24 protein-coding genes and 1 tRNA gene are annotated in these 24,183 nt (G+C 61.6%); 9 read left to right on the top strand and 16 right to left on the bottom strand.

All coding sequences use genetic code 11. From position 1 onward, the window contains the following. Positions 1-73 precede the first annotated feature (73 nt). Entirely contained in the window at positions 74-643 is a 570-nt protein-coding gene (locus I5S59_RS04880; RefSeq protein ID WP_197875631.1) for a GNAT family N-acetyltransferase, read from the bottom strand. Between the two features lie 133 nt (positions 644-776). After that, on the bottom strand, positions 777-2,762 hold the full coding sequence (locus tag I5S59_RS04875; protein ID WP_232239590.1) for a TonB-dependent receptor: 1,986 nt from the start codon (positions 2,760-2,762) through the stop codon (positions 777-779). A 572-nt stretch (positions 2,763-3,334) separates the two neighbouring features. On the opposite strand from I5S59_RS04875, the gene I5S59_RS04870 reads away from it, so the two are divergent. Together I5S59_RS04870 and I5S59_RS04865 are read left to right on the top strand one after the other, a co-directional pair. Next, positions 3,335-4,024 carry a histidine phosphatase family protein gene (locus tag I5S59_RS04870; RefSeq protein WP_420066435.1) on the top strand — a complete coding sequence of 230 codons (690 nt, stop codon included), beginning with the start codon at positions 3,335-3,337 and terminating at the stop codon, positions 4,022-4,024. 2 nt (positions 4,025-4,026) lie between these two features. Further along, complete coding sequence (locus I5S59_RS04865) at positions 4,027-4,875, top strand: phosphatase PAP2 family protein (protein ID WP_197875628.1); 849 nt, start codon at positions 4,027-4,029, stop codon at positions 4,873-4,875. A gap of 70 nt (positions 4,876-4,945) precedes the next feature. Here the strand turns inward: I5S59_RS04865 and I5S59_RS04860 are convergent, their stop codons facing one another. From I5S59_RS04860 to I5S59_RS04845, 4 genes are all read right to left on the bottom strand, one after another. Beyond that, a complete protein-coding gene (locus tag I5S59_RS04860; protein WP_197875627.1) occupies positions 4,946-5,701 on the bottom strand; it encodes a FadR/GntR family transcriptional regulator in 756 nt (251 codons plus the stop codon). A 73-nt stretch (positions 5,702-5,774) separates the two neighbouring features. Beyond that, positions 5,775-6,932 carry an MFS transporter gene (locus I5S59_RS04855; protein WP_197875626.1) on the bottom strand — a complete coding sequence of 386 codons (1,158 nt, stop codon included), beginning with the start codon at positions 6,930-6,932 and terminating at the stop codon, positions 5,775-5,777. A 131-nt stretch (positions 6,933-7,063) separates the two neighbouring features. After that, on the bottom strand, positions 7,064-7,207 hold the full coding sequence (locus I5S59_RS04850; protein ID WP_197875802.1) for a hypothetical protein: 144 nt from the start codon (positions 7,205-7,207) through the stop codon (positions 7,064-7,066). A 77-nt stretch (positions 7,208-7,284) separates the two neighbouring features. Continuing rightward, positions 7,285-8,502, bottom strand: a complete 1,218-nt coding sequence (locus tag I5S59_RS04845) for an MFS transporter (RefSeq protein WP_197875625.1) — start codon at positions 8,500-8,502, stop codon at positions 7,285-7,287. Between the two features lie 182 nt (positions 8,503-8,684). On the opposite strand from I5S59_RS04845, the gene I5S59_RS04840 reads away from it, so the two are divergent. Continuing rightward, positions 8,685-9,629 (top strand): FecR family protein, encoded by a 945-nt coding sequence (locus I5S59_RS04840; protein WP_197875624.1) that lies wholly within the window; start codon positions 8,685-8,687, stop codon positions 9,627-9,629. Between the two features lie 124 nt (positions 9,630-9,753). After that, a tRNA-Met gene (locus I5S59_RS04835) sits at positions 9,754-9,830 on the top strand. A gap of 62 nt (positions 9,831-9,892) precedes the next feature. On the opposite strand, the gene I5S59_RS04830 is transcribed toward I5S59_RS04835, so the two are convergent. Continuing rightward, a complete protein-coding gene (locus I5S59_RS04830) occupies positions 9,893-10,510 on the bottom strand; it encodes a LysE family translocator (protein WP_197875623.1) in 618 nt (205 codons plus the stop codon). Positions 10,511-10,636: 126 nt separating this feature from the next. Here I5S59_RS04830 and I5S59_RS04825 point away from each other — a divergent pair, with 126 nt between their 5' ends. Further along, positions 10,637-11,515, top strand: a complete 879-nt coding sequence (locus I5S59_RS04825) for a LysR substrate-binding domain-containing protein (RefSeq protein WP_197875622.1) — start codon at positions 10,637-10,639, stop codon at positions 11,513-11,515. Here I5S59_RS04825 and I5S59_RS04820 read toward each other — a convergent pair. The 4 genes from I5S59_RS04820 to I5S59_RS04805 all read right to left on the bottom strand — a co-directional run bounded on the left by I5S59_RS04820 (position 11,503) and on the right by I5S59_RS04805 (position 14,108). Then, positions 11,503-12,117 carry a D-Ala-D-Ala carboxypeptidase family metallohydrolase gene (locus I5S59_RS04820; protein ID WP_197875621.1) on the bottom strand — a complete coding sequence of 205 codons (615 nt, stop codon included), beginning with the start codon at positions 12,115-12,117 and terminating at the stop codon, positions 11,503-11,505. The genes I5S59_RS04825 and I5S59_RS04820 overlap by 13 nt on opposite strands. Positions 12,118-12,188: 71 nt before the next feature. Then, entirely contained in the window at positions 12,189-12,824 is a 636-nt protein-coding gene (can, locus tag I5S59_RS04815; RefSeq protein ID WP_128322823.1) for a carbonate dehydratase, read from the bottom strand. A 47-nt stretch (positions 12,825-12,871) separates the two neighbouring features. Then, complete coding sequence (gene rimI, locus I5S59_RS04810) at positions 12,872-13,324, bottom strand: ribosomal protein S18-alanine N-acetyltransferase (RefSeq protein ID WP_128322824.1); 453 nt, start codon at positions 13,322-13,324, stop codon at positions 12,872-12,874. Beyond that, positions 13,317-14,108: an energy transducer TonB gene (locus I5S59_RS04805; protein WP_197875797.1), complete on the bottom strand. Its 792-nt coding sequence runs from the start codon at positions 14,106-14,108 to the stop codon at positions 13,317-13,319. Before I5S59_RS04805 ends, rimI begins: the two co-directional genes overlap by 8 nt. Positions 14,109-14,287: 179 nt before the next feature. Between I5S59_RS04805 and mksB the strand changes: the two genes are divergently transcribed. Genes mksB through mksF form a run of 3 tightly spaced genes read left to right on the top strand, consistent with a single transcriptional unit; the run spans position 14,288 to position 19,084 of the window. Further along, positions 14,288-15,565 carry an Mks condensin complex protein MksB gene (gene mksB, locus I5S59_RS04800; RefSeq protein ID WP_197875620.1) on the top strand — a complete coding sequence of 426 codons (1,278 nt, stop codon included), beginning with the start codon at positions 14,288-14,290 and terminating at the stop codon, positions 15,563-15,565. Further along, the gene (mksE, locus tag I5S59_RS04795) at positions 15,555-16,256 is read left to right on the top strand and encodes an Mks condensin complex protein MksE (protein ID WP_128322826.1); all 702 of its coding nucleotides are present in this window, start codon (positions 15,555-15,557) and stop codon (positions 16,254-16,256) included. Before mksB ends, mksE begins: the two co-directional genes overlap by 11 nt. Further along, positions 16,253-19,084: an Mks condensin complex protein MksF gene (gene mksF / locus I5S59_RS04790; protein ID WP_197875619.1), complete on the top strand. Its 2,832-nt coding sequence runs from the start codon at positions 16,253-16,255 to the stop codon at positions 19,082-19,084. Before mksE ends, mksF begins: the two co-directional genes overlap by 4 nt. Positions 19,085-19,196: 112 nt before the next feature. Here the strand turns inward: mksF and I5S59_RS04785 are convergent, their stop codons facing one another. The 5 genes from I5S59_RS04785 to rplU all read right to left on the bottom strand — a co-directional run bounded on the left by I5S59_RS04785 (position 19,197) and on the right by rplU (position 22,878). Then, positions 19,197-19,670, bottom strand: coding sequence for a CreA family protein (locus I5S59_RS04785; RefSeq protein WP_420066438.1), 474 nt, complete (start codon positions 19,668-19,670; stop codon positions 19,197-19,199). Continuing rightward, entirely contained in the window at positions 19,667-20,785 is a 1,119-nt protein-coding gene (proB, locus tag I5S59_RS04780; RefSeq protein ID WP_128322828.1) for a glutamate 5-kinase, read from the bottom strand. Before proB ends, I5S59_RS04785 begins: the two co-directional genes overlap by 4 nt. Before the next feature lie 75 nt (positions 20,786-20,860). Further along, entirely contained in the window at positions 20,861-22,084 is a 1,224-nt protein-coding gene (gene cgtA / locus I5S59_RS04775; RefSeq protein ID WP_197875618.1) for an Obg family GTPase CgtA, read from the bottom strand. Positions 22,085-22,277: 193 nt separating this feature from the next. Further along, positions 22,278-22,535, bottom strand: a complete 258-nt coding sequence (rpmA, locus tag I5S59_RS04770) for a 50S ribosomal protein L27 (RefSeq protein ID WP_128322830.1) — start codon at positions 22,533-22,535, stop codon at positions 22,278-22,280. Between the two features lie 31 nt (positions 22,536-22,566). Further along, positions 22,567-22,878 carry a 50S ribosomal protein L21 gene (rplU, locus tag I5S59_RS04765; RefSeq protein ID WP_038614793.1) on the bottom strand — a complete coding sequence of 104 codons (312 nt, stop codon included), beginning with the start codon at positions 22,876-22,878 and terminating at the stop codon, positions 22,567-22,569. Between the two features lie 251 nt (positions 22,879-23,129). Here rplU and I5S59_RS04760 point away from each other — a divergent pair, with 251 nt between their 5' ends. Further along, positions 23,130-24,098: a polyprenyl synthetase family protein gene (locus tag I5S59_RS04760; RefSeq protein ID WP_197875617.1), complete on the top strand. Its 969-nt coding sequence runs from the start codon at positions 23,130-23,132 to the stop codon at positions 24,096-24,098. Positions 24,099-24,183: the final 85 nt, after the last annotated feature.

Below are 24,183 nucleotides of genomic sequence, written 5' to 3'. Positions count from 1 at the left end.
GATTCTCCAAAGCAATGCGCAACTGCGACAAATGATACAGGGTTTGTCATAGCTCTCCCGTATGTTGTGCAATTCAGCCGCGCAGTGTCTGTTGCCACTGCGCCCGGTTGATACGGTAGAGCACATGCGCACGCAGCGGATGGTCCTCGGCCAGTTTGGGGTGCAGGAAGCTGCCCTCGAGGTCCTGTTGCATGCCAATGGCCTGCATGACCTTTTGTGACGGCAGGTTGCTGTGCGCAGTGAATGAAACCACCTCTGTCAGCCCCAACTGGGCAAAGGCACAGCGCAGGCTGGTCCAGGCTGCCTCACTGGCAAAGCCCAGGCCCCAGTGACGCCGTGCCAGGCGCCAGCCGATTTCCACTGCGGGGGTGAACGCGGCGTCGAAACCGACATTGAGCAGGCCGGTCATGCCGATGAATGCACCGGAGTCCTTGCGCTCCAGCGCCCACATGCCAAAACCGTATTCATTGAAATGACCGCGCAGGCGTCCGATCAGCGCGGCACTTTCCAGGCGCGTCAAAGGGGCGGGGAAATAACGCATCACCTGCGGGTCAGCGCACATGGCCGCAAATTCGTTGAGGTCGTCGTCCTGCCATTGGCGCAGCACGAGACGTGCGCTTTCCAATTCACGTATGGGGGTCATCGGTTGCTCCTGAACACACCGCCTGCAGTGTACAGCGTAGGCAGAGGCAGGCGCCGTGGCGACGCGGGAGCAGAAAAATCACAGCGGCGACAGCACGGGCCTGGCCGATGCTGCCGCCGTGGGGCGGGACCAATCAGAACTTGAAGTTGGCGGTCAGCTCAGCGGAGCGACCCGGCGCGACGGTCGCGAACAACCCGACGTGGGAAGCGTCGTAGATCGTTTCATCGGTCAGGTTGAGGACGTTGAGCTGCAGGTCGAGGTTCTTGTTGACCTTGTAGCCGAGCATCGCATCGTAGCGCCAGTAGTCATCCACGGTGATGGTGTTGGCATCGTTCATGTAGCGCTCGTCCATGTAGTTGGCGCCCGCGCCGACCGTCCAGCGATCGTCGATGTCGTAGGACGTCCACACGCTGAAGCTGTTAGGCGCGATGAACTTGGACTGATTGCCGTCGTTGCTGCGATCGCCACCCGACTTCACGACTTCTGCATCCAGATAGGTGTAGCCCGCCCAGATTGCCCAGGCATCGGTAATGCGCCCTGTGGCTTCCAGCTCGATACCGGTCACCCGTTGATCGCCATCCAGCGCCACCAGCCCGGTGAGCGGATCGGTGACCCGTGCGTTGGTTTTTTCCGTGCGGAACACTGCAGCGGTCAACGACAGCTGTTCGTTGAACACGTCCCACTTGGTACCCAGCTCCACGCTGCGGGACTTTTCAGGGTCCAGGTTGGCCTTGTTACCGTTGAGGTTGCCGGCACCGGCACCGTCGGCACCACCAGACTGGGTGTTTTCACCCGACGGGTTGGACGAGGTCCCGTACGACAGATAGATGCTGCCATTGGGCATCGGCTTGTACACCACGCCGACCTGGTAGTTCCACAGCTCGCTGGACGACTCGGCGCCGCCAGCAACGCGGTTCTTCACGTCATAGTCGTCATAGCGCAGGCCGAGGTTGAGGTCCCATTGCTCGTGCAGGCCAAGGGTGTCGAAGGCATACAGCGACTTGACCTCGGTCTGGTTCTTGCTGGTGACTTCACCGGTGCCTGGCAGCAGGGTCCAGCCACCGTCGTGGGGGTTGGGATTGTACAAATCCGCCGGACGGCCGTTATTGCCGACATATTTATTCTTGTCGGTAATGGTTTCGCGGCTGAGTTCCATGCCGGCAGCGTAGGTGTGCTTGATAGTTCCGGTATGGAAAGAGCCAAACAGGTCGGTCTGGTTCACCAGCGTGGTGTTGACCACGTTGCGCGGGCGGAAGCCACGCCCTACCTGGCCACTTTCTTCTTGCGCCTCGTTGGCAAACACCGGACGGCTCATGACGTAGTTCTGCATGCTGCGGCCACCGCGCAAGGTGTTACGCAGCGTCAGTTCTTCAGTAAAGTCATGTTCGAGTATCAATGTTGCCAGGTCGGCAGACGTTTTGCGGAAGTCGCGGTCTACCAGTCCATAGAAGTTGTCACGATCAACATCTGCCGGTTTATTGGTAATCAGCGAAATCGGGTGACCCTGATCCGGGATATCGTCAGTTTCAAGGTGGTAGTAACTTGCCGTTACCCGGGTAGGTCCTTGCAGCCCCCAGGTAATAGTCGGGGCAATACCCCAACGTTTTACTTCGACATCGTCACGCCCGGGAGTGTCGGCTTCATGCTTCATGGCATTCAGGCGAAAGGCTATGTCCTGGTCAGGCAGGTATTGGTTGATGTCGATGGTGTTGCGCCATAGCTGGTCGGTACCCATGGTGACGCTGCCACCAATGGAATCCTCCATTTTCGCCGACTTGCTCACCAGGTTGATCGTGCCGCCGGTCGAGCCGCGGCCGCTGTAGGCAGAGCCCGGGCCTTTGACGATTTCTACCCGCTCGACGTTGAAGGCTTCATGAGACATCCGCCCCAGATCGCGGACACCGTCAATCTGAATGTCGGTACTGGATTCGAAACCGCGAATGAACGGGCGATCCCCCAGTGGTGTACCACCCTCGCCGGCGCCCAGGGTGATACCTGGCGTTGTACGCAGCACATCAGTCAGCGAAGTAACGCCCCGCTCTTTCATCAATGCTTCATTAATAATGGTGATCGACTTCGGGGTTTCTCGAAGCGGTGCGGTGAACTTTGGCGACGACATTTCGTCGACCTTAAATGTTTCGTGATGTTTCCCAGAAATATTGGTCGCATCCAGTTCCAGCGTTTTAGCCGATGCGGCAACCGGCGCACTGGATGTTTCAGCCAGGCTGACGGAAGACCAGGATGCTACTGCCAAACCCAGCGCAGTATAAAGATGACCAGACTCAGAACGACGTATTGTTTCAACCTTATGTGCCATCAGGATTGCCACCATTAGAAAATGATGCGCAATACTATTTAGGAGTAATTATCAGACGAAGCGTATTTACATAATTTACGCCGAGTAACAGTTTATTTCTAAAGATATAAAAAGTTACATATATCTAGTTACAACCGCATCATAAACAATCGCTTACTGACTCAGTAACGCCTTCTGACAGGCGCATTGCGTTTGGGTTCGAACCATCGCCAGAAAGAGCTGCACAAACGGCTAACCGTAGCCGTCACCCCCAAGGTTTTTTTCACAACCACTTCACCTGCTCACCACAGCCGCCCTTCTAGAGTGCTGGCACGTTCGCGGTGCCTGTTCAGTAGACAGCCACCCGGCCCCGCTCAGCGTCGTGGAGTAGCCGTATGTTCAACAGCTCAATTGAAAAAGTGGTCCTGGCGACGCCAAACCGGCGACGAAACCTGCCCTCGGCCAGATCCATCCTTATCAGCCTGTGCCTGCTTGGCGCACTGGCAAGCATCACCACGTGGGTAGCAACGAGGACTCAGGTTGTGGACCTAGGTAGCGATAACCAGATGAATCGCAGCGGTGTGTACAGCGAATGGGCAAAAGGCGCAGTGATTGTCCTGGTACGCCACGCCGAACGCTGCGACCGTTCACGCAGCCCTTGCCTGAATGATCCTGCCGGCATTACCACCGCCGGTAGCCAGGCAGCCAAAGGGGTCGGCGACGGCTTGCAGACGCTGGGCCTGGGCAATGCCAGGCTGCTGAGCAGCCCTGAGGTCAGAACCCGACAAACCGCTCACTTCATGTTCGGCAAAGCGATTGCCACCGAGGACTGGGTTCAGCAGTGCGACAAAAATTTCAACGCAGCCGCCCTCGCGCATAAAACGCCCGAGCAGAACCTCGTGCTGGTCACCCACAGCGGTTGCATCGACCAACTTGAGCGACAGTTGAATGTGCCCGGTGGTGAGCGCTCCAGCGCCTATGCCAGTGCCTTGTTTGTGTCTGTCGGTGCCAATGGCAAACCAAGAATCCTCGGCCAGATGAATGCCCCCGAGTGGCAAAAGCTGCTGGCCAGCACAAGGAATTGAGCATGCAACAAGGTTCACGCACTGCCTTCTACCTGAACAACCTGGGCCTGCCGCTGCTGATCGCGGTCATGGTCTTCCTGATGTTCGACCTGACCCGGCTGGATCAATGGATCAGCAATCTGCTGCTCGATCCGGTCAGCGGCCAGTTCCCGCTGCTGCATGACCAGTGGTTCGAGAAGGTCACGCATAAATGGCCACGGGTGCTGCCGAACTGGACCGGCGAAGCGGCAATCATCGGGTCATTGCTGTCTTTTGTCTGGCCACGCCTGGCGGGCCATACGCATGCTGCTCCGGTGCGTTTTCTGGAAAAAGCACGCATTGCCCCGGTACTGCGCTTTACCACGCAGCATCGCCGTGACTTCCTCTTCGTGGTCGTGGCCTTTGCGCTGTGCACCACCGTGATTCACTACCTCAAGAGCCACACCAGCGTGTACTGCCCGGTTGAAACCACGCTGTATGGGGGTCCGCAATTGCACATGGAGTGGTATGAAAACTTCACCTGGTTCAGCAAGGCCGGTGACGGTCGATGCTGGCCCGGCGGCCATGCTTCCAGCGGATTTACCCTGCTGGCCCTGTACTTCGTCGCCCTGCGCCATCGCTGGCCGCATGCACGCAAGCTGCTGGTTGCGATCCTGCTGCTGGGCTTTGTCTATGGCACCACCCGCGTGCTGCAAGGCTGGCACTACATGTCGCATACGTTCTGGGCAGGGATCTTCGTATGGTTCAGCACCTGGCTGACCGCGCTGTGTTTCTATGGACGGCTGGCCCTGCAGGCGCCTGCACGACGTAGCGCCCCCCAACGGCCGGAGCCGTCCCTCAGCACTCTGCCAGCATCACTGCGCTCAGAGTGATATGCCTGGGCAAAGTCACGCCGGGTATGACACTTGAAGTTTTAGCGAAAGTGACCCGGCGTGCCAGCAATCAGGGGCGTTGCTCTTGCGCCTCGGCCTGCTCATGCGCCAGGCGCAGTCGTTCGCGGCTGTTGGTGAGGTGCAGGCGCATGGCCGCGCGGGCGCCTTCGGCGTCCTGGCGGGCAATGGCCTCGTAGATGGCCTCATGCTCATGGCTGAGCCGGCTCATGTAATGCTGCTGGTCATCATGGGCCAGGCGCGCCGAGTTCAGCCGCGTACGCGGGATGATGCTGGTACCCAGGTGAGTCATGATATCGGTGAAGTAACGGTTGCCGGTGGCCATGGCAATCTGCAGGTGGAACTGAAAGTCCGATGCCACCGCATCACTGGCATGGGCCACGCTCTCGTTCAGGGCATCGAGCGCCTCACGCATGGCGGCCAGTTGCTCGGCGCTACGGCGAACGGCCGCCAGGCCGGCGGACTCGACCTCCAGACTGATACGCAACTCGAGCACCGCCAGCACCTCGCGCAGGGTGACGATCGTCGCCGGGTCGATACGAAAACCACTCGGGCTCGGGGTATCCAGCACAAAGGTGCCGATGCCATGGCGAGTCTCCACCTGGCCGGCCGCCTGCAGGCGTGAGATCGCCTCGCGCACCACGGTGCGGCTGACCCCCTGTTCTTCCATGATGGCCGATTCGGTCGGCAGCTTGTCGCCACGCTTGAGGTGACCATCACGGATACGCTCGGTGAGGATGGTCACCAGTTCCTGAGCCAGGCTACGGGGCTTTCTACGGGCGCGTGGCAGTGCGCTCTGGTCTTTCATATCGAACGTTTGTCCCGAATGTTCTTCAGCCCGGATCATAGCGCAATTGGTTGTACGATCACATGCGCCCGGCTTATTCCGCTGTCCTCAGACGATACGCCTTGCGATTGGCGCCCCGGGCAAAACACACAAACAGTGCGGCCATGATCGCCAGCGCCATCGGCAGCCCATGCGGGGCAACATCCATCGCCGCACCACTGACCAGAGGGCCCACCAGGCTGCCCACACCCCACAACAACCCGACACTGGCGTTGGCCGTGACCAGGTCCTGCCCCTTGAACTGCTGCCCGATCAGCACCAGCGCCAGGGTATAGACCCCACCGGCCACCGCGCCCAGCACCACCAGCGCCGGCCACAGCAACCACTGCACCTGCAACAGCCAGGGCAAGGCCAGGCCGATCAGCATCGCCACCACGCCGCACACCAGATGTACCAGGGTCCGCTCACTGCGATCGGCCAGCCAGCCCAGCGGCAACTGGAACAGCATGTCGCCGGTCAGGATCACCGTCACCATCAAGGCCGCCACGCCCACGGCAAAGCCATGACTGGAGGCGTACACCGGCATCAACGACAGCACCACCGCATCGAAGAACGAGAAGAACAGCACAGCCATGCACAAGGCCGGCGCGACGCGGAAGAAGCCGGCCAGGGAGAAGCTCTTTTCGCCTTCTTCGCCGTGCTCGACGTGGTCGTCTGGCACCGTCAGCATGATGCACACCAGTGCCAGGCCATAACAGCCGGTCACCACCGCGGTCACCCAGACGCTCTGCGCCCCGAGCAGCGCCAGCATCGCCGGGCCAAGCATCTGGAAGCCGGTGAACGCCGTGGCATACAGCGCCATGATCTTGCCGCGGTTGTGCTCCGGGCTCAGCTCATTGACCCAGGACTCGCCGAGGATGATCGCAATGCCCATGCCGATCCCCAACCCCAACCGCAGCAGCCCGAGCAGGTAGATGGAAGAAAACGCCCACTCCAGCAGGCCGATGCTCAAGGTGCACAAGCCAAAGCACAGCAGGTAGATGGTACGCCGGGTAAGGTGGCGACAGCAGGCATCGACCATGAACGCCGAGAGCATCATGCCCGCCGCGGGGATGGCCGAAAGAATACCGATCTGCAGGGTACTGGCCCCCGCCTCGAGCAGACGCAACGACACCAGGGGCAGGCTCGCACCGAGACTGAAACCGACAACGGACACCGCGAACAACAGGCCCGCCAGAAAACGCTTGTTCATCACCACTCCACAACCGCCGCCCCGGGGCAACATCGCGACGACATTGCCCCGGGCGCGCGCAAACACGACCGAAAAAATTCAGATGTACAAAGGCTCGGCCACGGCAGGAAGCCGGGCACGCAACAGCCTGATCAGTGGGCGCGGACGGGTGGGGAGAAGGTGAAGGCGAACAGCACGCTGCGCCGACGCTTGAGCACGGTATCGCTCGGCCAATCGCAGCAACGGGTCAGGATGACCGGCTGGCGTTGCGCGAATGTAAGGCTGAAGCGGCTCATACGTCGGTTACACAGGAAAGAATGGGCGGCACTCTAGGAGAACCCATGCCACCCGTCAATAGCTCTATCTTGAGGCCTCAGCGCTTTCCGGTAGACGGTAGCAGGATGGCCAGCAAACCGAACAGCGGCAGATAGGAGCAAATGCTGTAGACGTACTCGATCCCTTTGAAGTCGGCGAGGTAACCGAGCAATGCCGCACCGATACCACCAAAGCCGAACATCAGGCCGAAGAAAATCCCGGCGATCATGCCGACATTGCCCGGTACCAGCTCCTGGGCATACACCACGATGGCCGAGAACGCCGAAGCCAGAATGAAACCGATGATCACACTGAGGACACTGGTCCAGAACAGGTCCGCGTACGGCAGCGCCAGGGTAAACGGGGCGACACCGAGAATCGAGAACCAGATCACCGCTTTTCGGCCGATACGGTCACCGATCGGCCCGCCGAAGAAGGTGCCCGCCGCTACCGCGCCAAGAAACAGGAACAGGTGAAGCTGTGAGCTGCCCACCGACAGGTCGAACTTCTCGATCAGGTAGAAGGTGTAGTAGCTGGTCAGGCTGGACATGTAGAAGTACTTGGAAAACACCAACAGGCCCAGTACCACCAGCGCACCGATCACCCGCCCGCGCGACAGGCCGTGGGTGGCCGCCTGGCCGGCTTTGGCCTTGAACAGGTTCAGGTGTTCACGGTACCAGCGGCTCAGGCCGTAGGTCACCAGTACCGCAAAGATTGCGAACAGACCGAACCAGACCACATTGCCCTGCCCGAACGGAATGATGATCGCCGCCGCCAGCAACGGGCCCAGCGCCGAGCCGGCATTGCCGCCAACCTGGAACGAAGACTGCGCCAGCCCGTAACGCCCGCCCGAAGCCAGGCGTGCAATACGCGAGGTTTCCGGGTGGAAGGTCGACGAGCCAATACCGACCAGCGCCGCCGCCAGCAAGATCATCGGGAAACTGCCGACATACGCCAGCATGACAATGCCCACCAGCGTACACAGCGTGCCCAGCGGCAGCAGGTTCGGCATCGGCTTGCGGTCGGTATAAAAGCCTACCCAGGGTTGCAGCAAGGAAGCGGTGATCTGGAAGGTCAGAGTAATCATGCCCACCTGGGCAAAGCTCAAGCCGTAGTTGGCTTTGAGCAACGGGTAGATCGACGGGAGTACTGCCTGGATCAGGTCGTTGATCAGGTGCGCCAGGGCACAGGCGGCAATGATCCGCATGACCAGCGGACTGCTCTGGGCAGCAGCGCTAGGGGTGGGTGAAGTTGACGCGACACTGCTCACAGCCATGACTAGGACATCCGTCGGTGGGTTGGGATCCAATTATCCAGAATTCGTTAGCAAGCGCACTATTCTTTTCGACGAGCGTGCAAATGTCGTACTTGTTAATAATTCTCAATAGCTTTAGCATCTTTTCGGAATGAACAACAACGACGCGGCCTCATTGCACGCTGAAACAAGACCGATCCTCTATGAATCCTTCGCCCGCTCCCGCTCAACCTGTCGAATCAGACGACCGCGAACAACAGGCCCTCGACTGGTTCAGCCGCCTGCGTGCCGACAACCTGAAGCCTGATGAGCGTCGGACCTTCGAACACTGGCTCGAAGACCCTGCAAACGCGCGGACCTTTGCCGAGGTGCAGCTGTTCTGGCAACAGCTGCAGGTTCCCCCACGCCGTGCGCGTCGGGCTCCGCCGCGCACGGTTGCACGCGCCTGGCGAGGTTGGGCGGTGGCGGCCGGTGTGCTGTTGATCGCTGGGCTGGTGCTGCTGGCGCAGTGGCCTGCGGTGCAACGGGCGAACAGCAATGTCGCCACGGCACCCGGCGAACGCCGTCAGGTGCAGTTGGCCGACGGCTCCCGCCTGACCCTCGACAGCGCCAGCGCCGTGGATGTCGACCTGCGCGGCCCGGTGCGCAGGGTGCGACTGGTTCAGGGGCAGGTGTACATCGAGGTTATTCGCGATGGCCGGCCGTTTGTCGTCGACATCGATGAGGCCCAGGTGCAGGTACTGGGTACGCGCCTTTCAGTCAGCCGGGGCCACGACCACAACGAGGTGGTACTGCTCAACGGCAACGTCGAGGTCAGCAGTAATGGCGATAAGCGCCTGCTCGCCGCCGGCCAGCGCCTGACCTTCAATCGCAGGCGCCTGGATCAGGTCGAGAAGGTCGATGCCGAGCGTTTGCTGGCCTGGCGAGAAGGACAACTGCGGGTCAGCGAGGTGCCGTTGCGTGAGGTGCTGCAGAAACTGGCCGACTACCAGGGGGCGCGCCTGCTGCTGCTCGACGACCATTCGGGAGAGAAACGGGTCAGCGGCAGCTTCGACCTCGACCAGGCCAACACCGCCTTCGACGCCCTGATCAGCAGCCAGCAACTGAAAGCCAACCACCTGGCGGGGCAGCTGATCATCGTTCGCTGAGGCGACACCCCGCGAAAAATGGCCTCTGAACCCCTGAAATGGCTAAGCGGTTGATCGTTCGATAATTTTTTTTGAAAAAGAGTGTTGACAGCAATCCGTTTCGAGCGAATAATGCGCGCCACTTGGCTACATAGCTCAGTTGGTTAGAGCATAGCATTCATAATGCTGGGGTCCGGGGTTCAAGTCCCTGTGTAGCCACCAAGTACTAAAAAGGGCTTACCGAAAGGTAAGCCCTTTTTTCTTGCCTGCGTTTTTTGCTCCACCTAGCGCGCACTGGCAAATACCACCGCCAGCCCGAGCCCGATGAGCGCCACGCCGATCACCCGGTCAACCAGCCGTTGACGCTCCAGCATGGCCCGACGCAGTGCAGCGCGGGAGAAAAACACCGCAACCAGGCTGAACCACAGCCAGTGGGCAAACGACATGAAGGCGCCATAGGCAAAATCTGTCGCCAGCGCACTGCCCGGCTGCACCACCTGGGTATAGGCACTGACCACGAACAACATGGTCTTGGGGTTGAGTGCATTGGTCAGAAAGCCTGCGCGAAAAGCGACACCCACTCCCGCCCCACTGGCGGAATCGGTGTTCTCCAGCTTGATGCGCGTGGTGTTGGTCAACGACTGGTAGCCCAAATAAATCAGATACCCCGCGCCAAGTACCTTCATCAGCAGGAACAGCGATGGGGTCTGGCTTATGACCAGGGCAATGCCCAGCACCGTGTACAGCACATGCACCTGCACCCCCAGCGCGATACCCAACGCTGCAGACAAGCCGGCACGACGCCCGGCGCCGTAACTGCTGCGGGTGACCAGGGCAAAGTCGGCGCCCGGGCTGATGACTGCCAGAACAGTGAAAAGGGCAACGGCGATAAGTTCGTTCAAGTAAAGCGCCTCGATCTGCTAGGAAAAAGAACAGATAGCTCTGTAGCGCTTTATTATCGAAAGCTGCATGCCGGTTAAAAAGCGATTTATAGTGAGTCAAATCCGCTAGTTTTCCTCACAGACATTATGAAGCTGCCCTCCCTCTGCGCCTTCCGCTATTTCGACGTCGCCGCCCAGACGCAAAGCTTTGTGCGCGCCGCCGAACTGCTCAACGTCACCCACGGCGCCGTGAGCCGTCAGGTGCGTCAGCTTGAAGAATCGCTTGGTGTGCAACTCTTCGAGCGGCGAAACCGGGCTATTTTCCTCACCCCGGCGGGCCGGGCCTTGCAGGGCACGACCCTGTCGGTGTTCGAACAACTGGAAAGCGCGGTGTATCGCGTGCAACAGCAGGCCAAAGAGAACGTGCTGGCGCTGTCCTGCGAGCCGACCATCGCGATGAAATGGCTGATCCCCCGGCTACCGGCGTTTCATGCCGCCCACCCGGACATTCAGCTGCACCTGGTCGCGGCGGGTGGCCCCATCGACTTCGCCCGCAGCGGTGTCGACCTGGCCCTGCGCCGCGATGATTTTCATTGGAGCCCCGACCTGCACAGCGTGAAGATCTGCGACGAATGGGTGGGACCTGTGTGCAGCACTCAGCAGACCTTGCCCGCGCACCACCTGCAGGGCATGCGCCTGCTGCACAGCGCATCACGGCCCGCGGCCTGGAACACCTGGCTGCGCCTTACCGGCGAATCGGCTAACGACACCACCCGCGCCGATTACGAACACTTCTACCTGTGCATTCAGGCGGCCGCCGCAGGCCTGGGCGTGGCGATGGCGTCATTTCTGATGGTTCAGGACGAAATTGATGGCGGCCAGCTGCACGCCCCGCGCAGCTTTGTGCAGGACCAGTCGGCGTACCACCTGATCTGCCCGCCGCCGATGCTCGCCAATGAGCACTGCCAGCGCTTCGCCACGTGGGTCAAGGCACAAGCCGAAGCTTGCCTGGCTCACTTGCTCTGAGGACTGCCGGCACCCGGCAATGCGCAAAAGGATGAGCCCGCACTGAAGTCCCCACCCCAGGTGCGAAAACCGGCCGTGTCGATATGAATGCGCCCCGATGGGTAACGGCCCAGGCCCATGTTCCAGGCCTTGCCTTGTGTCTGCCAGAACTGGCACAACGGATTGGGATCAGCCCACGACGGCAGCAACACATCAACGGCAAACGCACGGGTGGGGGCGCTGTCGACAGCGCCGCCGGCGCAGCGGTTGAGCGTTGGATTGCGGTAGGCCGAGACCACTTCATAACGCGGCAGCACGCCGCGGTCACTCAGGGTCTTGAGTAATTGCAGGGTCGAGCGTACCGCAGGCCACTGCGCGACCGGCGCCACGGCAAAGGGCTGCGCCGAACACTGGCGCCAGTCACTGGCCGAACGCAGCAACTGATGGATCGGCACGATGCCGTACAGCCGTGCGTCGACCAGCATCTGGCGAAACGTCCGGGTTTCATGGTCGCCTGCCCACTGGGCAAACAGGTACAGGTCCCGCTCATCGGCGTGCGCCTGTGCGCTGGACAACAGCGCAAGAAGAACCCCTACGCCGGTAACCACCCTCAACGCTGCCATCAGCCTCACTCCTTCCCTGCCTTGGGCTTATCAGGAGTTAAGCATGAATCGCCGGCAAGCCGGCGCTTACATCAGTCTTGCGGGCGCAGCCGGTACTGCGGTGGCAGTTGCTCAAAGCCGCTGATGGTGGTGTTCAGGCTCTTCCAGCGGCCGTCCTTGATGCCATAGATGCAGCCGTGGATCGACAGGCTCTGCCCACGGTGCCAGGCGTTCTGCACAATGCTGGTGTGGCCGACGTTTGCCACCTGCTGGATGACGTTGAGTTCGCACAGGCGGTCGACCTTGGCTTCGCCTTCCAGGGCTGCCAGCTCGTCACGCTTCTCGTAGTACAGATCGCGAATCGAACGCAGCCAGCCATCGATCAAGCCCAGCTGACGGTCCTGCATCGACGCCCGCACACCGCCACAACCATAGTGGCCGGTGACCAGAATGTGCTTCACCTTGAGCACGTCCACCGCGTACTGGATTACCGACAGGCAGTTCAGGTCGGTGTGCAGCACAACGTTGGCGACGTTACGGTGAACGAACAGGTCGCCCGGCAGCATACCGACGATCTCGTTGGCCGGGACCCGTGCATCCGAGCAACCGATCCAGAGGAACTCCGGGGTTTGCTGGCGCGCAAGCTTGGCGAAAAAGTCCGGGTCTTTTTGCTTGATCGAGTCAGCCCAGCGCGCGTTGTTATCAATCAGTTCTTGTAGATCGTGCATGGTCGCTTCTCATCAGGGTTTCGTTGCCTGGCTACAGTGACGCTTGTTCAGTCGATCAAGGTACACGCCATGACCAGGGCATCTTCGCGACCACCGGCAACCGGGTAGTAATCGCGACGACGACCGATCTCGTTGAAACCGTAACGCTCGTACAGGCGATACGCCGACTGGTTGCTGGCGCGCACCTCGAGGAAGCACTCGCGCCCGTTCAGCGCGTAGGCACGCTTCATCAGTTCTTCCAGCAGGCGCAAGCCCAGGCCCCGCCCCTGACTCTCGGGCTTGACCGTGATATTGAGCAGGTGCGCCTCGTCGATGATCACGTTGATCACGCCATGGCCGACCTGCTGCTCACCTTCGAACATCAGCCAGATTTCATAGGACTTGAGCCCGTCGAGGAAAATGCCCCGGGTCCAGGGGTGGCTGAAGGCGGCGTATTCGATCTTCAGTACAGCATCCAGATCCGCCTCGGTCATCCGGCGGAAGCTGATCGTGTCACTCATCACTTGGTTTCCAGCGCGCCATCAGCCGGCGCATGGCTTGCCAGACGTCCGCCTTGCGTTGCGGCTCGTCCATCAACAATTCGAGGCCCGGCAACGCCCAGGCGGTGCCCAGGCCATCTACCGGCAGCTCGCGGTAATAACTGTGTGCATCGGCCTCACCGGCAAACCGCACCGCTGGCAGACCGATCAGCCACAGGCAGACACAAGGCGCTTCTTCCAGGCGCGCCTGGATGAAGCCTTGTACAAAATCGGTGGCGGCCTGCGGCCCCTGGTCGAGGTTGCCACGCACCAGCAACGGCCAGCGTACCGGCTCGCCGATGATCTGCGGGCTGTCGGGCAACCCGGCGGCGCGCAGCATGTCCTTGAGCAACAGGTAGGAAGGGTCGCGGCTCTGGAACGGCTCGCCGGTGGCCAGCTCCACCAGCAGCAGGCAATTGCCGGCACGCAGCAGCTGCAAGGCAAAGCGCGGTGGCGCAACGGGCACCGGCTTGGCGGCCACCGCGGCCTTTTCGGCCTCTTCCACGGGCTTGCTCACCACCTTGGGCGTACTGCCTGGGCGCGGAATCTCGATCTTCGGCCGCTCGCCACTGCGGGCCACCGGTACACTGACCGCAGCCGGCACCGCTTGCTCGGGCGGCGCATCGAACACCGGCTCGTCCATCGGCGCCAGCGGCAGCAACAGCTCCGGGCGCGACGGCGCGGCGAACGGCAGTTCGGTACGCGGCAGCCAGTGCACCACTTGCATGGCGTTCAGGTAAGCGCGGCGGCGGGACTCGATTAACAAAGAAGGATCGGCCATCTGTGGATAAGTCAGGGTCGACATTCTACCGTTGTTCGCCGCTGCGCGCCGCTGTTGATCGGCAGAAAAGCGCCCGGTTGCAGCTCAAAACGATCAGGGGTGAATCGACAGCCACCTGATGCAGTACAATCGGCGCTTTTATTTGGCAACGAGTCGACCCGCCAATGATCGAACCCAAGCGCGTCCTGCGCGCCCTAGCCGAACACTGGGCCTTGCTTGAGCCGTTGTGCGAGCGTTTCGACGGGGGCACCCTGAGCCTCGCCGAACTGCGTCAGCAATTGGCCAACCAGCAGTTGGAGAGCACGCCCCAGGACATTACCAGCCTGCTCGACGTGTGGATTCGCCTGGATATTCTGGTGCCGGTGGCGAAAAGCCCCAACCGCTTCGAGCTCAATGCGCAGATCCACGACTTCCTCGCCTACCTGCGCCGCGAACACCGCCTGGGCCTGTGCCTCGAGATCGAAGCCTACCTGCGCCACCTCGAGCGGTTGGCCGGGCACATTCAGGACGCCTTCGAGATTCGCGACGGCAACGACCTGGCACGCCAGCTGCGCTTGCTCGACATGCGCGTACGCGACGTACTGAAAAAACTCGACAATGACGAACAGGCGCTGGTCGCCGTGGCCGAACGGGCCAAGACCAGCGACCGGCAGATCCCCCTGCGCCAGCGCTACGCCGAAGTCCTGGCGACCTGGGACGAATACGTCGAACCGATGATTCAACTGGTGAACGCCGACGGCGCCTTCGAGCAAGGCGTGCGCAAGGTCGAAACCGTGCTGCTGCGCCTGCTTGGCGAGCAGGCGCGCCTGGGCCATCTGGTCGATGACGACATGCTCCTGCGCACCCACGCGCGGATCCTCGAGATGCAGACCAGCGCCCAACTGACCCTGCGCCATGCCCGCGAGCTGTTGCTGCCGCTGCGTGAAGAAGCCCGCCGCCACAACGCCGTGACCCGCGGGGCCGCGCTGGCCCTCTCGGTGATCCGCCGCAAGGGCCTGGACGCAGTGCCGCAAGCCGCCATGCCGATGTTCACCCGGCCGCAGAGCACCTTCCTTGGCAGTGCCAGTCAGGTCGAAGCCTACGTATATGCCCTGGCCCGCTTCGAACCCAAGCCGGCGAAATTCCCCAAGGCGCACAAGAGCCACAAGGGCGATGCCCCGCGGGCGCCGCGCACGGTCAAGGAAATGCTCGAACGCTGCGAAGGCGCCCTGCCCCTGCCGGACCTGATGGTCTGGCTGCTGGAGCAGGAGCCCGACGGCGCCACCGACGAACTGCTGTACTGGTTCTCGCGCCTGTCGCGGGAAAAACGCTTTACCCGCGAACGCCTCGAGCGCCGCGACTACCTCACCCGCGAACACCAGGTCAGCCTGCGCTCCTTCGCCCTGACATCTAGCCGCGAACCATCGCCTGAGCCTACTGCGAGCCCTGCCCATGCATCTTGATCTTTCCGAACTGTCCCAGCTCGCACCGATCTTCCGCGAGCTGTTCAAGGGCTTCCATATCAGCCGCCGCGACCCGGAGCTGTACGGCCAGCTGTCAAACTTCCAGGACCAGTACCGCGGCCTGTTCAAGGCCCTGGGCTTCGAGCTGGTCTGTGACACCCGTGGCTTCTACTACTTCGTCCCCGACCAGGCGGCCGCGCAGGTCAACAAGACCGCCCAGCGCCTGTCGCTGTTCACCTTCATCCTGGTTGAGCACCTCGCCGACCAGGGCCGCGACCCGATGTCGGTACTTGACGGTGGCAGCCTCGGCCGTGACGAACTGCCGTCGATGCTGGAGAAGTACCGCGACCTGTTCATCCAGGCCGAAGTGCAAACCGCCGACGAGCTGGAAGAAAAGATCATGCGCCGCATGACCCAGCTCGGCTTTGCCCACGAAGAAAACGGCATCTACCGCTTCCTGCCGCCGATGCACCGTTTCCTCGACGTCTGCCTGTCGGTCCAGCAGGACCGTGACCTCGCCGCCAGCCTGCACAGCGCACTGCCGCTGCCAACGCCGGTACTGGTCGAAGAAGAAAGCCCCGAAGAACTGAACCGCACCGACGACCCGCTCGACCTCACCCCGTTCGAAGAAAGTGAAGAAGACGCCTTGGCCCGAGCCATCGCCGAAGAGCAACAGGAGATTGACGCATGAGCCAGGAACGCTACGGCATTCGCCGCTTCGCACTGCTCAACACCGCCGGCTACAGCCTGGGCCTGTTCCCCCTGGAACACCCGCTGTCGGTCTATGGCGCGAACAACCTGGGCAAGAGTGCCTCGATCAACGCCCTGCAGTTCCCGATCCTGGCGCGCATGTCCGACATGAGCTTCGGCAAATACAGCCTGGAGCAGTCGCGCCGCTTCTACTTTGCCAGCGACACCAGCTACATCCTCTGCGAGGTCAACCTGCCGCACGGCCCGCACGTCATCGGCGTGGTCGGCCGTGGCCCGGGTGGCGGTTTCGGTCATCAGTTCTTCGCCTACGCAGGTGAGCTGGACCTGGCCCATTACCAGAAAGACGACACCTGCCTGCGCCAGAAAGAGCTGTTCAGCAACCTCGAGCGCAATGGCCTCAAGGCCTACGAACTCAAGCCTGACGAACTGCGGCGGCTGCTGGTCGGTGGCCACACCTCGATCCCGCTGGACCTCACGCTGATCCCGCTGCGCTCTACCAGCGAACAAAGCCTGAAGACCTTCCGCGCCTTGTTCATCAACCTGCTGCACATGCGCGAGATCACTGCGGCGAAACTCAAGCAGCTGTTCCTCGACGCCTTCGAGCACAGCCTGCGTTCGGGCAGCGTCGACTACATCGCCGCCTGCGAAGAGGCGTTCCGCGATGTGCGGCGCATGGAGCAGGACTACAACTCGCTGGTAGCCGCCGGTCCGCTGGTCGAGGCCCTGGCCAACGGCGTGGCCCAGCGCGACATCCTGCGCGGCAAGCTGCACCGCCTGTCGCCCCTGCTCGACTCGCTGCTGGGCACCTGGCAGGACTACGCCAGTGCCCGTAAGGAAGAGCTGGTGATCCAGGCCGAGCACTACAAGAACGAACAGGACAGCCTGCAGAACGACCAGCGTGGCGGCACCCAGGAGCTGATGCGCCTGGAACGTGAAATCACCGGTGTGCAACGCTGGCTCGGCGAACTGTCGGTACTCAAGCACCGCTTTGCCCTGGTCGATGACGTCAAGGTGCTGGAACAGCAGCTGCTGGCCGCCAAAGACGCCCACGACGAACTGGCCGGCGCCCTGGCCCAGTCCCGTCAGTTCAGTGCCGAAGACCTCGAAGAGCGCCTGCGCGATCTCGAGAAGCGCCTGAAGTCGGTCAAGCAGCAGCTCGACCACGCCGACAACAACAGCTACGCCCGCCTGCGCGAAGAGTTCTCGCAGCAGGACGTCGAACGCCTGATGCGCCTGTTCAACGGCGCCCTGTTCAGCCTGCCGCTGGGCGACCGCGGTATCGAGCTGGATGACAGCGACCTCTGGGTCAAATCCCTGGAAGCGGTACTGGACGGGTTCAAAGGCGAGCGCTTCGAAGCACCGGGCCTGTCCATCGACCTCTCGCACATCGAGCCGCCGGCCCTGCAGGCCCTGGCCGACCGCGCCGCCCTGCGTGACCAGAAAGAACGCCTGGAGAAAGAGCTCAAGCAGCTCAAGACCCAGCAGGCGGTGGCCGCCGACCGCGCCGCCAGCAAGACCCAGACCGAGGCCCTGTACCAGCAGGTACTGGACGCGCAAAAAGCCCTGGAAGACTTCCGCCGCAGCCAGACCCTGGCTGCCGAAGAAGGCGACAAGCTCGAACAACTGGCGCAGATGGAAGCCGCCCAGGACGAGCTCAAGCGCTCCAGTGACGCCTTTACCGAACGCGTCCAGCAGCTGTCGGCCAAGCTGCAGCTGGTCGGCCGCCAGATCGCCGACATGGAAGCCAAGCAGCGCACTCTCGACGATGCCTTGCGCCGCCGCCAGCTGTTGCCTGCCGACCTGCCCTTCGGCACCCCGTTCATGGAGCCGGTCGACGACACCATGGACAACCTGCTGCCGCTGCTCAACGACTACCAGGACAGCTGGCAAGGCCTGCTGCGGGTCGATGGCCAGATCGAAGCGCTGTACGCCCAGGTACGCCTCAAGGGCGTGGCCAAGTTCGACAGCGAAGACGACATGGAGCGCCGTCTGCAGCTGCTGATCAACGCCTACTCGCACCGCACCGAAGAAGCGCTGACCCTGGGCAAGGCACGCCGCGCAGCGGTGACTGACATTGCCCGGACCCTGCGCAACATTCGCAGCGACTACGACAGCCTCGAACACCAGCTGGCGTTGTTCAACCGCGAGATCAACAAACGCCAGGTCTCCAACCTAGAGAGCTTCCGTATCGTCCTGGCGCCGAACAAGGAAGCGCTCAAGCACATCGACCAGATCATCCACAGCGCCGGTCAGTACGAAGAAGGCGAGACCCTGTCGGTGTTCGACCTGAGCGCCAGTGCCGAACAGGACAACAAGAACGAAGAGGCCAAGGAATACCTGGCGCGACTGGTGGCGGCCAACCACAACCAGCTGGGCCTGAAGGACCTGTTCGAACTGGCCTTCGAGATCACCAAGGTCGGTGGCCAGCCGATCATCCACACCGACATCGACGGCGCGGCGTCCAACGGCACCACCATGACCATCAAGGCGCTGACCAACATGTACTTGTTGCTGCACCTGATGGACCGTGACCTGGCCGGCCGTGTGCGTCTGCCGTACTACCTCGACGAGGCAGCGGACATCGACGAACGCAACCAGGCCGCCCTGCTGGAAACCAGCCTGCAACTCGGTTTCGTACCGATTCTGGCGAGCGTGAAGCCACAGGTGTCGGCGCATGTCGCCATCGACCTGGAAGGCGGTAGCGGGCCGAACGGGATCTACATTGACGAAGCGGACTGGAAGTACATCAGCCGCCGGGATGTGGAGAAGGCCGTGGTGCGGGAGGAAGCGGAAGAAGCGTCAGCCTGACACTTCTTTCAGGGGCCTTTCAGGCCCCATCGCCGGCAAGCCGGCCCCCACAGAGACCGCATGTACAGGTCGTTGTGGGAGCCGGCTTGCCGGCGATGGTTTCAACGCGATTTTATTGCTGAGGCCAAGGCAAAATCGGAATCGCCGTGACCGCATTCTGCGGACTGCCTTCGATCAGGCGGTCCGAATACACCAGGTAGACCAGGGTGTTGCGCTTCTTGTCGAGAAAACGCACCACCTGCATGGTCTTGAACACCAGCGAGGTGCGCTCCTTGAACACCTCGTCGCCGTCCTTGAGCTGCTCCTTGAAATGGATCGGCCCCACCTGACGACAGGCAATCGAGGCTTCGGCGCGGTCTTCTGCCAGGCCCAGGCCACCTTTCACGCCGCCGGTCTTGGCCCGCGACAGGTAGCAGGTCACCCCGTCCACCTTCGGGTCATCGAAGGCTTCCACGACGATACGGTCGTTCGGCCCGACAAACTTGAACACGGTCGACACCTGACCGATTTCCTCGGCCGCCGCCAGCATCGGCAGCGCCAGTAGCGCTGCGGCAACTATTCCTTTGAGCACGGCTGTTTTCCTCAGACCAGAATCAGGTTGTCGCGGTGCACCAGTTCCGGCTCCGCGCTATAGCCCAGCAAGCCTTCGATGGCCTCGGACGACTGGCCGATGATTTTCTGCGCCTCAAGGGCGCTGTAGTTGGCCAGGCCGCGCGCAACCTCAAGGCCATCCGGCCCGACGCAGACCACCATTTCGCCACGGCGGAAGCTGCCCTGCACCGTCTTGACACCTACCGGCAACAGGCTCTTGTTGTCCTGGCGCAGCGCCTTCACCGCACCGTCATCGAGCACCAGCGTGCCACGGGTCTGCAGGTGGCCAGCCAGCCACTGCTTGCGCGCAGCCAGCATGCCGCGCTCAGGCGACAGCAGCGTACCCAGGCGCTCGCCCGCCTTGAGTCGATCGAGCACACGCTCGATACGCCCGCCAACGATGATGGTATGGGCACCGGAACGCGCTGCCAGGCGCGCAGCGCGCAGCTTGGTCTGCATGCCGCCACGGCCCAGGGCACCGCCGGTACCACCGGCCACGGCATCCAGGCTCGGGTCATCGGCACGGGCTTCGAAGATCAGCTGCGCATCGGGGTTGTTGCGCGGATCGGCGTCGAACATGCCATCGCGGTCGGTAAGGATCACCAGCAGGTCGGCTTCCACCAGGTTCGCCACCAGGGCGGCGAGGGTGTCGTTGTCACCAAAGCGGATTTCATCGGTGACCACGGTGTCGTTCTCGTTGATGACTGGCACCACACCCAGGTCAACCAGGGTGCGCAAGGTGCTGCGCGCGTTGAGGTAACGCTTGCGGTCCGAGAGGTCGTCATGGGTCAGCAGGATTTGCGCAGTGTGCCGGTCATGCTCGGCAAAGCTCGACTCCCAGGCCTGCACCAGCACCATCTGGCCGATCGAGGCAGCCGCTTGCAACTCGTTCATTGCAGCCGGTCGCTTGGCCCAGCCCAAGCGGCTCATCCCGGCGGCGACCGCCCCGGACGACACCAGTACCAACTCGACACCTGCCTCATGCAGCGCCACCATCTGCTCGACCCAGACACCCATGGCCGCGCGATCCAGGCCCTTGCCATCTGCTGTCAGCAGGGCACTGCCGATTTTCACGACCCAGCGCTGCGCACCCGTCACCTTGCTCCGCATCTTCTTCCAACCTATATAGATCTTTAGATACTAAAACGCCGCTCCTGAGAGCGGCGTTTAGTGTACTGCAACGAATCAGTCGCGCACGTAAATGATTTCCGGACCGTCTTCGTCGTCATCATCCCAATCGTCGTCATCGTCGTCGCCGATGTCGTGCACGCTCTTCACGCCGCTGCGGCGCAAGGCACGCGCGTCGTCCAGTGCCTGCAACTGGGCACGGGCTTCGTCTTCGATGCGCTGATCGAGGTCAGCCAGCTCTTCGGCGTAGGCCGGGTCGTTGGCCAGGCGGTCGGCGCGGTCTTCGAGGTAACGCATGATGTCGCGGCTGAGCTGCTCGGTGCCCTGCTTGGAGATGGCCGAGATCACATAGACAGGACCTTCCCATTGCAGACGCTCGACCACTTCCTTGACGCGCTCGTCACGCTCGTCGTCCATCAGCATGTCGGTCTTGTTCAGTACCAGCCAACGATCACGTTCAGCCAGCGACGGGCTGAAACGGGCCAGTTCGTTAACGATCACTTCGGCGGCATCGGCGCTGCTGCTTTCATCCAGCGGTGCCAGGTCGACGAGGTGCAGCAGCAGGCGGGTACGCGCCAGGTGCTTGAGGAAACGGATACCCAGGCCAGCCCCTTCGGAGGCGCCTTCGATCAGGCCGGGAATGTCGGCGATGACGAAGCTCTTCCAACGGTCGACGCTGACCACGCCCAGGTTCGGCACCAGGGTGGTGAACGGGTAGTCGGCGACTTTCGGCTTGGCGGCCGAGACCGAGCGGATGAAGGTACTTTTGCCGGCGTTCGGCAAGCCCAGCAGGCCCACGTCGGCCAGTACTTTCATTTCCAGCTTGAGGTCACGCTGCTCGCCCGGCTTGCCCGGCGTGGTCTGGCGTGGCGCACGGTTGGTACTGGATTTGAAACGGGTGTTGCCCAGGCCGTGCCAGCCGCCCTGAACCACCATCAGCTTCTGGCCAGGCTTGACCAGGTCACCGATGACTTCCTGGGTGGCGGCGTCGATCACCGTGGTGCCAACAGGAACGCGCAAGATCAGGTCTTCGCCTTTCTTGCCGGTGCAATCGGTGCTGCCGCCATTGGAGCCGCGCTCGGCGTCAAAGTGACGGGTGTAGCGATAGTCGACCAAGGTGTTGAGGTTTTCATCGGCGACCATGTAGATCGAACCGCCATCACCCCCGTCACCACCGTTGGGACCACCGTTCTCGATGAATTTCTCGCGGCGGAAGCTCATGCAACCGTTACCGCCGTCACCGGCCTTGACCCGGATCGATACTTCGTCAACAAACTTCATAAAAACCGCCTCTCGTCAGCTGGACGAGCTGAGTGACACAAAGACATAAGGCTCTTGCAAAAGTGAGCGCGGCGGCCCCCGTCAACGACCGAAACACCAGCGCCGGCAGCCCATACAAACAGCTTTGCAAGAGACTCACCCCACAAACGAAAAAGCCCCGTCGCGAGACAGGGCTTTTCCAGCGTTCGCGCGATTACTCGGCAACGACGCTCACGTAACGACGATTGAACTCGCCTTTTACTTCAAACTTGATCTTACCCGCGATCTTGGCGAACAGGGTGTGATCCTTGCCCATGCCAACGCCGTAGCCAGCGTGGAATTGGGTGCCGCGCTGACGCACGATGATGTTGCCAGGAATGATAGCCTGGCCGCCATACATCTTCACGCCAAGGCGTTTGGCTTCTGAGTCGCGACCGTTACGGGTACTACCACCAGCTTTTTTGTGTGCCATGGTTCAATTCTCCAGAAATGGATTCAGGCGATTAAGCCGAAATACCGGTGATCTTGATTTCGGTGAACCACTGGCGGTGGCCCATACGCTTCATGTGGTGCTTACGGCGGCGGAACTTGATGATGCGCACTTTGTCGTGACGACCTTGCGAGATCACTTCAGCAACAACTTTGGCACCAGCAACGACTGGAGCGCCGATGTTCACGTCGTCGCCATTGGCAACCAACAGAACGCGGTCGAAAGTCACGGATTCGCCAGTGGCGACTTCCAGTTTTTCGATTTTCAGGTATTCACCTTCGGCGACTTTGTACTGCTTGCCACCGGTAACAATTACTGCGTACATGGTATTTCTCCGATAATCCTGCTCACCCAGCTCTTTATAGGAAGAGTATTGGCTGGCATGGCTGCATAGGGCTGGAACGGCCCAGTGCAATTGCGTAAGGCAGGTGCTGCCCAGGAAGTTCAGGGTGCGCGATTGTACGCAAGCCGCTCGCCCCTTGCAAGTCCCGCCCCCGGCTGGCGGGGACCGCGCCTTGACACGCCGGGACCCGCGACCTAGCATGCCGCGCAACCTTTATGGAGCACCTGTGGCCGATGCAACCCCAAGCTTTCTACCGAGCGGTAGCGGACGACTTCAGCGCCGTTGACGAGATTATCAAGAAACAGCTGACTTCGCGTGTACCGCTGGTATCGAAAATCGGCGACTACATCACTTCAGCGGGTGGCAAGCGCCTGCGCCCGCTGTTGGTCCTGCTGTGCAGCAAGGCCCTGGGCCGCGAAGGCGACGACGTGCGTCTGCTGGCCGCCACCATCGAGTTCCTGCACACCGCCACCTTGCTGCACGACGACGTCGTCGACATGTCCGGCATGCGCCGTGGCCGCTCGACGGCCAATGCCCTGTGGGGCAACGCGCCGAGCGTGCTGGTGGGAGACTTCCTCTATTCGCGTTCCTTCGAGATGATGGTCGAGCTGGGCTCGATGCCGGTCATGCAGATCCTCTCCAAGGCCACCCGGATCATCGCCGAGGGTGAAGTGCTGCAACTGTCGCGCATCCGTGACGCCAGCACCACTGAAGAGGTCTACATGGAAGTCATCCGCGGCAAGACCGCGATGCTCTTCGAAGCCTCGACCCACAGCGCCGCCGCACTGGCCGAAGCCTCCCCTGAGCAGCGTGAAGCCCTGCGCACCTTCGGTGACCACCTGGGTGTGGCCTTCCAGCTGGTCGACGACCTGCTCGACTACAAGGGCGATGCCGAGACCCTGGGCAAGAACGTCGGTGACGACCTGGCCGAAGGCAAGCCGACCCTGCCGCTGATCTACACCATGCGTGAAGGCACTGCCGAACAGGCCGCCCTGGTACGCCAGGCGATCCAGAAAGGCGGTATCGAAGATCTTGAGAGCATCCGTGCCGCCGTTGAAGCTGCCGGCGCCCTGGAGTACACGGCGCAAATGGCCCGCGACTACGTAGCCCGTGCCATTGCCTGCCTGGATGCCCTGCCTGCCAGCGAGTACCGCGATGCCCTGGTAGAGCTGAGCGAATTCGCTGTCGCTCGCACGCACTGATCCCGCCCCGGCCCATCGCTCGATGGGCCTGTTTGACCTCTGACGGACAAAACCCTATACAATGTAGGTTTTGCACCTGTACGTC

Source organism: Pseudomonas alkylphenolica (genome assembly GCF_016009175.1).
GTDB classification, from domain to species: domain Bacteria; phylum Pseudomonadota; class Gammaproteobacteria; order Pseudomonadales; family Pseudomonadaceae; genus Aquipseudomonas; species Aquipseudomonas alkylphenolica_B.
This window is presented reverse-complemented; position numbering and strand designations above follow the sequence as displayed.